The sequence below is a fragment of the Halioglobus sp. D3-4 genome, assembly GCF_055809315.1.
Genome location: NZ_CM147907.1, coordinates 4,668,817 through 4,682,873, shown reverse-complemented (window position 1 = coordinate 4,682,873; position 14,057 = coordinate 4,668,817). Strand labels below are relative to the sequence as shown.

At 57.1% G+C, this 14,057-nt stretch carries 16 protein-coding genes; all 16 read right to left on the bottom strand.

Annotated features, from left to right (window positions below; genetic code table 11):
• Positions 1-83: 83 nt before the first annotated feature.
• The 16 genes from AC0L6S_RS20725 to AC0L6S_RS20650 all read right to left on the bottom strand — a co-directional run bounded on the left by AC0L6S_RS20725 (position 84) and on the right by AC0L6S_RS20650 (position 13,756).
• On the bottom strand, positions 84-1,280 hold the full coding sequence (locus AC0L6S_RS20725) for a hypothetical protein (protein WP_473426006.1): 1,197 nt from the start codon (positions 1,278-1,280) through the stop codon (positions 84-86).
• 139 nt (positions 1,281-1,419) lie between these two features.
• Positions 1,420-2,118, bottom strand: a complete 699-nt coding sequence (queC, locus tag AC0L6S_RS20720) for a 7-cyano-7-deazaguanine synthase QueC (RefSeq protein ID WP_473426005.1) — start codon at positions 2,116-2,118, stop codon at positions 1,420-1,422.
• A 14-nt stretch (positions 2,119-2,132) separates the two neighbouring features.
• A complete protein-coding gene (queE, locus tag AC0L6S_RS20715; RefSeq protein WP_473428662.1) occupies positions 2,133-2,792 on the bottom strand; it encodes a 7-carboxy-7-deazaguanine synthase QueE in 660 nt (219 codons plus the stop codon).
• 68 nt (positions 2,793-2,860) lie between these two features.
• Entirely contained in the window at positions 2,861-3,862 is a 1,002-nt protein-coding gene (gene ybgF / locus AC0L6S_RS20710) for a tol-pal system protein YbgF (protein ID WP_473426004.1), read from the bottom strand.
• A gap of 3 nt (positions 3,863-3,865) precedes the next feature.
• Complete coding sequence (gene pal, locus AC0L6S_RS20705; RefSeq protein WP_473426003.1) at positions 3,866-4,399, bottom strand: peptidoglycan-associated lipoprotein Pal; 534 nt, start codon at positions 4,397-4,399, stop codon at positions 3,866-3,868.
• A gap of 111 nt (positions 4,400-4,510) precedes the next feature.
• A complete protein-coding gene (tolB, locus tag AC0L6S_RS20700) occupies positions 4,511-5,809 on the bottom strand; it encodes a Tol-Pal system beta propeller repeat protein TolB (protein ID WP_473426002.1) in 1,299 nt (432 codons plus the stop codon).
• On the bottom strand, positions 5,809-6,630 hold the full coding sequence (locus AC0L6S_RS20695) for an energy transducer TonB (protein ID WP_473426001.1): 822 nt from the start codon (positions 6,628-6,630) through the stop codon (positions 5,809-5,811). The genes tolB and AC0L6S_RS20695 overlap by 1 nt, the downstream gene beginning before the upstream one ends.
• Positions 6,627-7,016, bottom strand: coding sequence for a protein TolR (tolR, locus tag AC0L6S_RS20690; protein WP_473428661.1), 390 nt, complete (start codon positions 7,014-7,016; stop codon positions 6,627-6,629). Before tolR ends, AC0L6S_RS20695 begins: the two co-directional genes overlap by 4 nt.
• 36 nt (positions 7,017-7,052) lie before the next feature.
• A complete protein-coding gene (gene tolQ / locus AC0L6S_RS20685; protein ID WP_473426000.1) occupies positions 7,053-7,763 on the bottom strand; it encodes a protein TolQ in 711 nt (236 codons plus the stop codon).
• An 18-nt stretch (positions 7,764-7,781) separates the two neighbouring features.
• Entirely contained in the window at positions 7,782-8,201 is a 420-nt protein-coding gene (gene ybgC / locus AC0L6S_RS20680) for a tol-pal system-associated acyl-CoA thioesterase (RefSeq protein ID WP_473425998.1), read from the bottom strand.
• Positions 8,198-9,262, bottom strand: coding sequence for a Holliday junction branch migration DNA helicase RuvB (gene ruvB / locus AC0L6S_RS20675; protein WP_473425997.1), 1,065 nt, complete (start codon positions 9,260-9,262; stop codon positions 8,198-8,200). The genes ybgC and ruvB overlap by 4 nt, the downstream gene beginning before the upstream one ends.
• A gap of 10 nt (positions 9,263-9,272) precedes the next feature.
• The gene (gene ruvA / locus AC0L6S_RS20670; RefSeq protein ID WP_473425996.1) at positions 9,273-9,890 is read right to left on the bottom strand and encodes a Holliday junction branch migration protein RuvA; all 618 of its coding nucleotides are present in this window, start codon (positions 9,888-9,890) and stop codon (positions 9,273-9,275) included.
• Positions 9,891-9,904: 14 nt separating this feature from the next.
• Positions 9,905-10,423 (bottom strand): crossover junction endodeoxyribonuclease RuvC, encoded by a 519-nt coding sequence (gene ruvC / locus AC0L6S_RS20665; RefSeq protein WP_473425995.1) that lies wholly within the window; start codon positions 10,421-10,423, stop codon positions 9,905-9,907.
• A gap of 574 nt (positions 10,424-10,997) precedes the next feature.
• Complete coding sequence (aspS, locus tag AC0L6S_RS20660; protein WP_473425994.1) at positions 10,998-12,782, bottom strand: aspartate--tRNA ligase; 1,785 nt, start codon at positions 12,780-12,782, stop codon at positions 10,998-11,000.
• Between the two features lie 50 nt (positions 12,783-12,832).
• Positions 12,833-13,159 carry an FmdB family zinc ribbon protein gene (locus AC0L6S_RS20655; RefSeq protein WP_473425993.1) on the bottom strand — a complete coding sequence of 109 codons (327 nt, stop codon included), beginning with the start codon at positions 13,157-13,159 and terminating at the stop codon, positions 12,833-12,835.
• A gap of 192 nt (positions 13,160-13,351) precedes the next feature.
• The gene (locus AC0L6S_RS20650; protein WP_473425992.1) at positions 13,352-13,756 is read right to left on the bottom strand and encodes an HU family DNA-binding protein; all 405 of its coding nucleotides are present in this window, start codon (positions 13,754-13,756) and stop codon (positions 13,352-13,354) included.
• Positions 13,757-14,057: the final 301 nt, after the last annotated feature.

Here is a 14,057-nt window from a genome sequence, read left to right as displayed (position 1 = left end):
CAAAAACTCAAGTGCTTTTTTTAGGAAAATCATACCGATGGAGCACAAAGTCCAAGGCGGGGACAGTGCAGTCCCCATTCGGCTTAACTACCGCTCCCGGCTGGTGCCAACGGTATATCAAGTGCATGTTCCGGATGAATACGAAACAGCCAGAATCGCTTTTCGACCATTACGCTGAACCTGACCGACGACACCTTGCTCGGCAGATTGTCGGGAACAACCAGTCTGACAGGGATATCGACAGACGCACCCGGCTCAACGACAGTCTCCAGTGGCGAGCGAGGGGTTGCCCTCTCGATAATTTCACCCTGTGCATCCAGCAGTTTATAGCTAATGGCGATGCGATCTTCACACTCCGGGTTCAGGTACTCACGCGAGCCGTTACGCACGCGCAGGTTAATAGTAGTCCTGCCCTGCTGCGCTTTTTCCTCAGGATCTACCGCAGTCAACTCAAGTTTGCGCCATGCCATATCAGACATTGCACGTTGCTGTGCATCGCTAAAATGCAGCGGGCTCGCAAGCAGTGATTCGCGGTCCGGCATATTGCAGTAAAGGCCATCGTGCTCCTGCTGCACGTACTCGTACAGTTTCATATCCTCTGCACCGAGTTCAAGAATGCGTTCGACGACACCGGGCTCTGAGAGAATATCGTCCTCTCCCTTGGCCACCGAGATATTGGTTCTCACCTCCCGCGTCTCCGGCCATTGGAAGGTGGTACCCAGCGTGTTCAGAAGAGACCCCAGGTGTGTAGAGTTTCCGATCAGAAAATTACCGCTGTGCAAAGTTTCCAACGCCGCCTCGAACGTGGCAGCACCGGTACTCAAGTAGCGACACTGCTCATTATAGATCGACTCACGGAATGGTTTGCAGCGCTCGATACTGCGCATAAAGCTTTCGGGCACTATCCCCTGTTTAACCCACTGTGCCTTGAGGCGCTGACGCTCGGCAATATTGCCCTCCGAGCCACCCTCTTCCGGGCGCGTAAAATAGGAAAATAATGAGCGGGCACGCTCCACTGGGTGGCGCAACGCAGCAAAGTACAGGTGCATGTTATCCGCGGGATAATAATTCAGTGGGCGGTGGCCACCGATAAACAGTTTGTCGGCAATGGCGCTCTCTTTGAAGCGATTACGGCCTAGTAGTCCATCGTCGTCGCTGAACCAGTGCATGCGCTCGGGGCCATACACCACCTTGATGGTTTCGCGCAGGGAGCTGCCGGCGGTTTTGGGAATGTGCAGGCAAACCAAGCGCGGTGTACCCACTCCAATTGAATCACTCATAGCAAACCCCGCGCTGTCGACCAACGCAAATATCCATTGGTCGAAGTGCGTCAAAATCCTCTGCGCTTGCAATGCCGCGCCGGTAATTATTGTCCTGCATGGGGTTCTCGTACCAGTTTGTGCTGGAATCTAGCATACACTAGCGGCTCGCTGCGGGGTACTGGCGATAACGCGTGGGGTCCTCCACACCGGCGTCCAAAAAACCCTGCCGACGCAGGCGACAGCTGTCGCATTTACCGCATGCCAGGCCCTCCTCGGTCACCTGATAGCAGGAAACGGTTAGAGCATAGTCCACGCCGAGCGCCATACCCTCGCGAATGATTTCGTCTTTGCCCAAGGTCATCAACGGCGTGTGAACGGTTATTTTCTGTCCTTCCACCCCCACTTTCGTGGCGAGATTGGCCAGGGTTTCGAACGCCGCTATATATTCGGGCCGGCAATCGGGATAGCCCGAGTAGTCCACTGCATTTACCCCGATAAATATATCGTGTGCACCAAGAACCTCCGCCCAGCCCAAAGCAATGGAAAGAAACACCGTGTTGCGCGCCGGAACATAGGTAATCGGGATACCCTCGGTTTCTTCCTCGGGTACGGCAATCGATAAATCGGTAAGGGCTGATCCCCCTATGCTGTCCAGGTTCAGCTTGACCACCTTGTGCTCGACATCACCCAGCGCTGCGGAGACGCGCTCGGCCGCCAGCAGTTCACCGCGATGCCGCTGACCATAATCGAAGCTGAGGGTGTAGCAGGAGTAACCCTGGGAACGCGCCATCGCCAGAACCGTGGTGGAATCCAGCCCCCCGGAGACCAGAATGACTGCACGCTTTTGCTCACTCATCGCACTCACCTGCGTTAACGGCCCGGCTCATCATTCCACAGCAGCTTGTGCAGTTGCAGCTGCATTCTGACCGGCAGGTTATCCGCAAGAATCCACTCGGCTAACTCCCTCCCCTCTACCTGGCCGAAGCTGGGAGAAAACAGCACGTCAGCGACACGCTCCTGCAGGCGATATTCATCCAGCTTGAAACGCGCCCACTCGTAGTCGGCTCGATCGCAGATCACAAACTTGACCTGATCGTGCGCGCGCAACAGCGCAATATTGTTGTAGTCATTGCGCTGCATTTCACCGGAAGCGGGTGTCTTGAGGTCCAGTACTGTCACCACGCGCGAATCGACGCCTTGCAGCGTCATCGCTCCGCCGGTCTCCAATGAGACTTCGTAACCGGCGTCACACAGAATCGACAGCAGCGGCAGGCAATTGGGTTGGGCAAGGGGCTCGCCCCCGGTGACTGTCACATAGCGCGGCGCGTAGCCCTGCACTTGTTTGGCGATGTCGCTAATGGCGAGCATTTCACCGCCGCTGAAGGCGTACTCGGTGTCGCAATAGACGCAGCGCAGAGGACAGCCGGTGAGGCGCACAAAGACGGTGGGAAGACCGACCGTACGCGCCTCTCCCTGCAGGGAATAGAAGATTTCTGTGATACGCAGGGACTGACCGGCATCGCCGACCACTGTCTGGTCTGCCTGGTCCGGCGTATTGGCTGATTTAGCGGCGATAGACGTTGTCACAGGACCACAGATCAGTAGTTCTGGGCTATGAAGTCCCTGGCTAATTTCACGACGGCATTGTTCGTGCCCTCGTACTGCACGATCACGAGATCCAGGTACTCTTTGGCCTTTTCGCGGTTGCCCTTGAGAAACTGCACTTTGCCAAGCTTATACAGGGCGTCCGGTGCTTTACTGTTGTCAGGATACTCACTCAGCAGCAGTGCAAAGGATTGTCTGGACGCTTCCAGATCAGGCGGAGACTTCACCAGATACAGCTCACCCAGCCAGTAGTGCGCATTGGCGGCATAAGCACCGGCGGGATAGCGTTGCAAAAATTGCTGGAACGCAGGAATGGCCTGCTCAAACTGCCGCCCCTGCACCATCCTGTAGGCGGCGCGATAGGCGTCAGCCTCGCCCGGCTGCTCCTCGCCGGGTGTCGCAGTGCTCGTATCGGGGGCACTCGACATATCGCCGGCATTGCCACCGTCCGACCCCGTACCGGTAGATGCCTGCTCAGCGCCACCGGGTGTTGCCGGGCCCGCACCACTGCCAATACGCTTATCCAGATCCATATAGCGCTGCAAACTCTGCTCCTTCAGTGTATTCAGCTCGTATGCCTGCTCCTCAACTTTGCCATTGAGACGCATAACCTCTTGCTGCAGCTGCTGGATCTGAAGGAACAAATTGCCCAGTTCGGAGCCGCTTCGCGCGCTGCCGCTGACCGGTGCTGAGGTAGTAGCCGGGCCTTGCACAGAGGAAACCGGTGAGATGGTGGATGTCGCTGCAGGTGCATTGCTCACACCATAGCTCGTGGCCGGATAGGCCTGCGCTGGCTGGGCACCGTATGGATCGTTGTTGGCGGCGGCCGCGCTACCGGTATTCGAAGAATAACTATGGCCCGCGGCCTCCGCTGCTGCGCGCTCGGCTTCCACATCCACATATCCCTGCTGGCCATAGGCCAATAGGGAAAGCGGGGCGGCCAGAATGGCCATCCCGCTCGTGACTACCCATTTGCGAAGAATAGATAAATGCATAGCTTATTGCGGCTTCAGCTCTACGCGGCGGTTCTCTGCCCAGCTGGCTTCGCCGGAACCGTACGCAAGGGGACGCTCTTCACCATAACTGATGGTCTCGATACGCAGGCTGGAAATACCATTGGCAACCATGTAGTCACGGACTGAGTTCGCCCGGCGCTCACCCAGCGCCATGTTGTACTCGCGGGTACCGCGCTCATCGGTATGGCCTTCCAGCCGAATATTCTCGGTGTTGCGGTTCAGCACGGCGATATGGGCGTCAACGGCGCTCAATGCTTCCGGAGTCAGCGTAGAGCTGTCGTATTCGAAGTAGAACACGTTGCCCACAGCCGCTGCGGCCTCTTCCAGACCTGCCATTTCGGCGGACTTATTAGCTTCCTGCGCAGCTAGCTGGGCTGCGTGCGCTGCTGCAGCTGCCTCTGCGGCTGCCTTGGCGGCCTCTTCGTCCTCTTTAGTATCACTACCAGAACAAGCGACCAACAGGGCTGCAGAAAACAGCAGAGCGACGGTCTTACTAGCAGTAGACAGATGTTTCATAGTCCTTCTTCCTTCCTTCAATAATTGGTTAATTGTGAGGCGTTTTGCGCCGCTATTACATCACTAATCATTCACTACCAATAACTACCAGCAACCCGACAAAACCCTGTGTCAGCGGCTGATGTAAGGGGACCACGCGGGTTCTCGCACATCGCCATCGCGGGCCGGCAATCTGAACTTTGCGTCTCCATCCACAGCTACTGCAGCGAGGATACCGCGCCCTGCGTCTTTGGTGGCGTACAATACCATAGAGCCATTGGGCGCGATACTGGGACTTTCATCCAGCTGCGTCGATGTCAAGGGGATCAAGCGGTTAGTCACCAGGTCCAGCACAGCAATCTGGAAGCGGCCATCCTGCTGATGCACGAGCACCACACTGCGACCATCCTGCGATACCCGTGCACGCGCGTTATAGCTGCCCTCATGGGTGACACGATCCGTCTTTCCCGTCCTCATATCATAGCGGTAAATTTGCGGTTTGCCGCCGCGATCAGAGGTGAACAGCAATGACTGGCCGTCCGGCATCCAGGCGGGCTCGGTATCGATGGCGTAGTGACGCGTAATCTGCGTGAGCTGCTTGGTTGCCAGATCCATCACGTAGATATCCGGATTGCCGTCTTTGGACAGCGTCATCGCCATGGACTTGCCGTCGGGCGACCAGGATGGCGCGCCGTTCAACCCTTTGAAATTGGTCAGCTGCTCGCGCCGTCCGGTGGCCAGTTCCTGTCGGTAAATGGCCGGGCGGCCGGTCTCGAAACTGACATAGGCAATATGCTTGGCGTCCGGCGACCACGTGGGCGCCAGCAGCGGCTCTTTCGTTTCCAGCACCACAACGGGGCGTGCACCATCGGAATCCGACATGGTCAGGCGGGAATAATCATTGCCGCCGGGGACGCGCGCCACAGAGATATACAGCAGTTTGGTGGCAAAGGCACCGGGCACGCCGGTGAGATGCTCATAGATTTCATCGGCCAGCCGATGGGCCATCATGCGCGCATCGCTGACGGGGCCCGCCTCGTAGCCAGAAAACACTTTCTTCTGGGTATCCACATTGAACAGTTCGTAATCGACACGAAACTGCGGCCCGTTCATCGACTCCCGCCCAATCAGCAGATATTTCGTATTGATGGAGCGCCAATCGCGGTAAAAGACCTCCGACTCCTTGCTGGGGCGACTCAACATATCCGTTCGCGGGACAGGCAGGAACTGACCGCTGCGGGCGAGATCATTACTGACGATGTCAGCGATATCCTCGGCCGGAAAACCCGTTCCCTCGCGCGCGAACGGCGCCACGGCAATAGGAGTGGCGTCGCGATTGCTCTCGGTGATTTCAATCGTGATCTGGGCGAATGCGCCTCTGGCAATCACAGCCAGCGCTACAGCGGTGAGTACAACAAGTAGTTTTTTCATCAGTAACGCAAATCCTCTGGTCTGAATATCAAATATAGACGCCTGAACTTCCTTTCAAACTCCCCGCTTGGAAGTTTCTGCAACTCGGGAAACGCTCCCGCCTTGCGCACAGCATTTTCTGCCGAGCTGTCAAACGCCGGGTTGCCACTGCTACGGATAACCCCAACACCAACCACCTCTCCAGTGGGCACTAACTGCACCTCCAGCTCACACTCCATCCCGTTGCGTGCGCTGGGAGGCGGGTTCCAGTAGCTGATTACCGTACGTTTAATCAACGCGCTGAAGCTGGCCGACAATTCATCCACTGTCGCTGTCAGCTCCGTCGCTGCCGGTTCGTTAGAGACCGAGGCCAACTCCTGCTGGGCAATTCGGGCAAGCGCCTCACGGGCACTTTGTTGCTGTGGCGTCGGTTTTGCCGGCTCCGGTTTGGGTTTGGCCGGTTCCGGTTTCGGCACAGGTTTCGGCTCCGTCTTTGGTTTCACTGGCTCGGGTTTTGGTACTGGTTTGGGCTCGGGCTTCGGCTCAGGTTTGGGTTCCGGTTTCGGCTCTGGTTTCGGTTTTACTGGCTCCGCCTTGGGTTTCACGGGCTCCGATTTTGGCTTCACAGGCTCCGGCTTGGGCTTCGGTTTCAGGTCGCTGGCATCCACCAGCCGAGCATTCACCAGGTTGGGCAACGGCTTCACCTTGATACGCTCGCGATCCATGCTGGCCCAATTGGCGGTTAACAGAAAGATCAGCAGGCCGTGAATAATCAGTGTGGCAAGTGCCGGGCGCACCACGATACGCGGCATCACCGGCTTGGCGTATATTGATGTATTCACTTGGGGTTTTCGGTCACCAGTCCAACACTGGGGGCGCCCGCCTCCTGCAATGCAACCATCACTGTGACTACATCACCGTAGGGCACACCGCGATCGCCCCAAATTAGCACCGGCGTGTCCTGCTTGCGGCGTATCACCTTGGAGACCCGCTCCTTGATGGTCGCCAGCGACAACACCTGGTCCTCCTGACCGAGGTTGAGGTATAGCTGCCCGGCTGCATCCACCGATACAATGAGGGGCTCGCTGTCCTGATTTTCCACTGGATCGGCGCTCGCCTCCGGCAGGTTCACCTGGACGCCCTGCATCAACATCGGTGCGGTGACCATAAATATGATCAACAGTACCAACATCACATCGATATAGGGCACCACATTGATGTCCGACATCGGTTTACGCTTGTTGCGATTTCTCGACACGGCGCCTTAACCCGCCTTCTTCTCACGGGTACGCACGGAGAAGGCCTGCCGGTAGAGAATCCCGGAGAACTCATCTACAAATGTGTCGTAGCGGTTGTTCAGTACCTCAACCTTTGCGGAGAAACGGTTATAGGCCAGCACTGCGGGGATGGCCGCAAACAGCCCCATCGCGGTAGCGATCAATGCCTCGGAGATACCCGGTGCAACGGTAGCGAGCGTGGCCTGTGTGGAATTCGCCAGGCCACGGAAAGAGTGCATGATCCCCCACACCGTACCAAACAGACCGATATAGGGGCTGGTGGAACCAACCGAGGCCAGAAATGCGAGATGGCGCTCAAGCCGCTCCTCTTCGCGCATCACCGCGACCCGCATAGACCGTCGGGCGCCCTCCACCATAGCCTCGGAATCCATTTCCGGCTGCTGCGCCAGACGCGAAAACTCCTTGAAGCCAGCCCGAAAGATACTTTCCATCCCGAGAATGGCGTAACCATCAGCAGAGCGCTCATTACCCTCGCGGTAAAGCTGCGACAAGTCAATTCCCGACCAGAAACGCTCCTCAAAGCGATACATCTCATCGTTGGCATCGCGAAAATACAGGTATCGATTGACAATCATGTACCACGACACCATGGAGGCCAGCAGCAAAGTGGCCATCACAAACTGCACGGTGAATGTGGCATTCCATACCAGGTCCAGCAAACTCAATTGTTCTTCCAATGCCCGTCCCTCTAAGACCTATGCTTCTCTTTGTTGTGCTATTTGCAACCGCTCAACCATTTCCGGCGGCAGACGGCGCGGTTTTACCTGTTTCCTGTCAACACAGGCAACTGTGACCTCTCCCCGCGCCAGCAGTTCACCACCGCGCCTGACACACTGCCGAAATACCATACCGGCACCGCGTACCCGCGCGATACCTGCGGTGACGTCCAGCTCATCGTCGAGGCGCGCGGGGAGCATATAGGTAACCGCCACATCCCGCACCACAAACATCAGGTTGGCACTGAATATATAGTCTTTACCGAAACCCAGGGAGCGCATGAACTCTGTGCGCGCACGCTCCATGAACTTGAGGTAGTTGACGTAATATACAATCCCACCGGCATCCGTGTCCTCAATGTAGACACGCAACTTGTGTGAAAATTCCGCGGCGCTCAAGGAGTTTCTCCGTCCTCTCCCAGATCAAGTGAAAGGTTGGCGCCGGCGCTTTCATTGGACGGAGCCGGAAGGCCGAAATGCAGGTAAGCGCCGCGCGTCGCCATGCGCCCTCTCGGCGTACGCAGCATATAGCCCTGTTGGATAAGGTAGGGCTCAAGCACATCCTCTATGGTGCCGCGCTCCTCGGAAATTGCGGCTGCGAGGCTCTCCACCCCCACGGGCCCACCGTCGAACTTTTCAATCAGGGCCAGCAGCAACCTGCGATCGAGATGATCGAAGCCTTTTTGATCGACGCTGAGCATGTCCAGCGCGCGGTCGGCGATGGCATCAGTGATATGCCCGTTTGACTTGACCTCCGCATAGTCACGAACACGGCGCAGCAGCCGGTTGGCAATGCGCGGCGTACCGCGCGCACGCCGGGCAATTTCCGCAGCCCCCTTGGCGTCCATACCAATACCAAGAATATGCGCGGAGCGCTCCACGATATGGGCGAGGTCTGCGACCTCGTAGAACTCCAGGCGTTGCACAATGCCAAATCGATCGCGCAGCGGTGACGTCAATAACCCGGCGCGCGTGGTTGCACCGATCAGCGTGAACGGTGGCAGATCGAGCTTGATAGAGCGCGCACCCGGCCCCTCGCCGATCATGATATCGAGCTGATAGTCCTCCATGGCCGGGTAGAGTATTTCTTCAACCACGGGGCTGAGGCGATGAATTTCATCGATAAACAGCACATCGCCGGGCTCCAGGTTCGTCATCAGTGCGGCAATATCCCCGGCTTTTTCCAGCACCGGGCCCGATGTGGTTTTCAGCGACACTCCCATCTCATGGGCGATAATACTGGCCAGCGTGGTTTTACCCAGACCGGGAGGGCCAAAAATCAGGGTGTGATCCAGCGGTTCGTTGCGCGCTCTGGCAGCCTGCAGGAAGATCGTCATCTGCTCTTTCACTGCCTGCTGCCCGACATACTCGTCCAGCGCCTTGGGACGAATGGCTCTGTCCACGACGTCCTCGCGCGGGCTCTCCGCCTCCGGCGCGATCAGGCGATCGGTTTCTATCATGCGCGGCCCCTCATCCTCTCACTGTGGCTTTCAGCGCGCGGCGAATAAGCTCTTCGCTTGCCACGACGCTGTCATCGTTGACAGCTGCGACCATCCGGCTGGCTTCCTGCGGCTTATAACCCAGTGTGACCAGTGCGCCCTCGGCATCCAGAACGATATCCGCCGGCGGCGCCAGACCTTCGCCAGAACTCGCCTCACCATCGTCGGCATCCACCTGCAGCAGTGCGTCTTTGAGCTTGTCTCGCATCTCCACCAACAAGCGTTCTGCCGTCTTCTTACCGACCCCGGGCAGTGCCACCAGTGAAGAGATATCATCGCGCTGTACACAGCGCGCGAAACTCCGCGAGTCCATCCCCGACAGAATCGTGAGCGCCAGTTTGGGGCCCACCCCACTCACCTTGATCAGCTGGCGAAACAGACTGCGATCCGCCTCCTCGGCAAAGCCGTACAATAGTTGCGCATCCTCACGCACCACGAAGTGCGTCACCAGAGACACTTCCTCCCCCAACGCGGGAAGCTGAAACAACGTCGTCATCGGAACCTGCAACTCATAACCGACACCACCCACCTCAACCAGAATGAGGGGAGCCTGCTTATGTACGAGAATACCGCGGATTCTGCCTATCATATGGGGCCGCCCTGTCAGCGAATTCGACGCCGGCGCACCGCAGTGGCACCAGCTATATTGATCATACTGTGTTGCGTGTGAGCGTGACACAAGGCCGCAGCCAGCGCGTCTGCGGCATCCTCCTGCGGCGTCCCGGGCAGCTTCAGCAACACCTTCACCATATGTTGTACCTGCAGCTTATCCGCCGCCCCCGTTCCCACCACCGACTGCTTGATCTGGCGCGCAGAGTATTCTGATACCGGCATGCCCTGCACAGCACAGGCCACAATCGCGGCACCGCGCGCCTGCCCCAATTTCAGTGCAGAGCCAGCACTTTTGGCCATAAAAACCTGTTCAACAGCCAATTCCTGGGGGCAGTGCAGCTCGATCAGCTCCGTCACGCTATCGAAAATAACCCGCAATCGCTCCGGCAGCGCACCACTGGGTAGCCGTATCACACCACTGGTGACGTACTCGCTGCGCCCGCCCACATAGCTGATGATGCCAAAGCCTGTTTTCTGCGATCCAGGATCAATTCCCAGGATTAGCGACATACCGAACCCCGCCCTCTGCGTCAGGCGTCTATTATGTACAAATTTACAGTGTTGGTCTGTAGGTACGAGGCAGCATTTTTCCAGTGCCGATCAAAAACCGGCGCTGAAAAGAGATATACCCAGATCGAAGCGAATCTGGATGGTGCTTGTGGATGCTACGGTGCGTGATTGGCGGGAGTATTGCGCGATCAGAGCCTGCCACTATTTAGGGCCAATGTCCGCCCCCCCGGTTTTGCATTCCATCGAAGACTTCTACTAACTCCTCAGCAACAAAAAACAAGCCTCTCATCTCCGGTGAACAGGAGGCCTTGCGAGGCGGCAGGCTGTGTGAACATCAGGCCGCTGCTTGAGCTTGTCACCGCTTACGGGAGTCTTTCTGCGAGCACTGTCCGAGTCCATAAAATTGCGAAGCAATTTTTGTCGAGTTGCGCAGCAGCCCGTAAGCGGTGACAAGCTCGCGGCCGTTCACACAGCCTGCCACCTCGCAAGGCCGGCGCAGCCGTGAGATAGGTTGCCGTTACAGGGCTTCAAAGAACATCAAAAAGCAGGGCACCAAAGGCAACACGCCCAAATGCTACTCGCCTTTCTCGACGTCTTCCCGCGTCTGCCGCAGCCGAATATTCAGCTCTTTCAGCTGCTCAGCTCCGACATCCCCAGGCGCATTCGTCATCACACAAGCCGCCGTCTGCGTCTTCGGAAATGCAATCACATCGCGAATAGAGGAGGCCCCGGTCATCAACATCACCAGCCGATCCAGGCCAAAAGCGAGTCCACCATGCGGCGGCGCACCGTACTGCAGAGCGTTAAGCAGGAAACCAAACTTCTCTTCTGCTTCCTCCGCATCGATATTCAGAATGCCGAAAACCGCTTCCTGCATATCGCGCTGATGGATACGGATACTGCCACCGCCCAGCTCAGTGCCATTGAGCACCATATCGTAGGCGCGAGACAGCGCGGCACCCGGGTCGGCAGCCAGTGTTTGCGCATCGCAGGAGGGTGCTGTGAATGGGTGGTGCAGCGGCGTCCAGCCGCCGGCGGCGTCCTCTTCAAACATTGGGAAGTCCACCACCCACAGCGGTGCCCAGCCTTCTGCGACCAGCCCCTGATCCTCTGCGACTTTGATACGCAGTGCGCCAAGTGCCTCGTTCACCACGCGGGCGCGATCCGCGCCGAAGAAAATGATATCGCCATCAGCGGCGCCCAAACGCTCCATCATCTGGGCGACAACCTCATCGGGCATAAACTTCAGGATCGGGGACTGTAATCCCTCCACGCCTGCCGCGATATCATTGACCTTGATCCAGGCCAGTCCGCGCGCGCCGAAGATCGACACATATTTGGTGTAGTCGTCAATTTCCTTGCGGCTGATAGAAGCTCCACCGGTAACTTTCAGGGCAGCCACCCTGCCGGCCGGATCATCCGCCGGCCCGCGAAAGACCTTGAATTCCACCTGCTGCATCAGGTCATCGACGCTGACCAGTTCCAGCGGGATACGCAGATCGGGCTTGTCCGAACCGTAACGCTCCATCGCCTCGGCGTAGGTCATATGGGGGAAGGCTGGCAGCTCCACATCCAGCACTGCCTTGAACAGTTCGCGAATCATGCGCTCCGTGGTCGCCATAATTTCGCTTTCATCGAGAAATGCCGTCTCGATATCGATCTGGGTGAATTCCGGCTGGCGGTCAGCGCGCAGATCCTCATCGCGGAAGCACTTGGCGATCTGGTAGTAACGATCAAACCCGGACACCATCAACAACTGCTTGAACAGCTGCGGCGACTGCGGCAGCGCAAAAAACTGGCCCGGATGCGTCCGGCTCGGCACCAGGTAATCACGCGCGCCCTCCGGCGTGGCCCGGGTGAGAATCGGTGTTTCGATGTCCAGAAAGCCCTCACTGTCGAGGAAGTTGCGCACCGCGCTGGTGATTTTTGAGCGCAGGATCAGTCGATCCTGCATCTCACGGCGACGCAGATCCATATAGCGGAACTGCAGGCGTACGTCTTCGCCCACATTGGTGTACTCATCCAACTGGAAAGGCGGAGTCGCTGCGGCATTAAGAATCTCAAGCTCTTTACCCAGCACTTCTATTTGCCCCGTGGACATCGCCGGGTTCACAGTGGCCTCAGAGCGAGCTCTCACACGGCCGGTCACTTTGAGCACGTATTCGCTGCGCACGCTGTCCGCACGTTCAAAATGCTCATTGGTATCGGGGTCGAACACGACCTGCACAATTCCCTGGCGGTCACGCAGATCGAGGAAAATCACGCCGCCGTGGTCCCGTCGGCGATCCACCCAGCCACAGAGGGTGACTGTATCGTCGATATTAGCTGTACTCAGGGCGCCACAATAATGACTGCGCATAGTCTGGATTCCGTTTGAATTGGCAGGCCGGGCCTGCATGGGGCCCGGGATTAGGCTGTCTTCTTGCTGTCGCCTGATTTTTTGTCGTTTGACTTGGGCTTGCTGTCGCTAGACTTACTCTCGCCCGAACTGGTGGCGGCCGGCTTGTCACCGCCACCTGAACCCTCACCGCCAACGGCGAGGTTCTTTTTATTGCCTGTTTTGAAGTCCGTCTCGTACCAGCCACTACCCTTCAGGCGGAATGCGGCGGCAGATACTTTTTTCTTCAGTTCAGGCTTACCACACTTTGGGCACTCCAGGAGCGGGGCGTCGGACATCTTCTGCAAGACTTCCAATTGCTCATGACAAGCCTGACATTGGTACTCATAAATCGGCATGAAATGTTCCCACCTGCAATGAATTCACAAGCTAACGTAAAAAATTGAGGCGCGGATTTTAACCCATGCGAGCGTGCAGGCCAAGCGCATAGGGAGCAGAATTGAGGGGCAGAAAATCCCGGCGCCGGCAGGCGCTGCGGGGTTGAAAGAATGCGGGCCAGCTCACACGTGTAAGCTGACCCCAGGCGCTGCTTAGGAGGCAGCGAATTCCTTCAGCTTCTTGAGCGGACGGACTTTCACTGCAATGCTCGCAGGCTTCGCCTTGAACATGGTCTCTTCTCCAGTAAACGGATTGATTCCCTTGCGTGCCTTGCGCGCCGGCTTGCTGACTGTGGTGATTTTCAGCATGCCAGGCATGGTGAACTCGCCGACAGAACGCTTCTTGATGCTGCGGTGAACCAGTGTATCGTACTCTTCCAGCACCGAACCGACCTGCTTTTTAGTCAGGCCTGTGCTCTCAGCCAAGCTTGCCACAATTTGGCTCTTGGTCATTTTAGACTGGAGCGCAGTGACCTTCTTTGCCGGAGCTTTTTTAGCTGCCGCTTTTTTTGCTACCGCCTTTTTTGGAGCTTTTTTAGCTGCTTTTTTAATTGCCATGTTGTTTTCAACCTTCCCTAAAAATTTGAAGTGAGACCCTCTGCAAGCCCCGATGAGGTGTTCTCCAATCCTGCGAAAATACCTCGTTGCGAGCCGCAGGGGAATGTATAAATCAGGAAACGCTGTAATACAAGCGTTTTCTACGTTTGCACCGAAAATACCCTATTTTAAAAGTGTAATTGCCGCCGATAAGAGAAAATCAGATTTGGAAACCCTTTGGACCGCGCTGCAGTTAAGCACACCCGGAGCAGCTGCCCAGGGCCATAACCAACCGCTGTACGCTAAACTTATTCGCACGTAA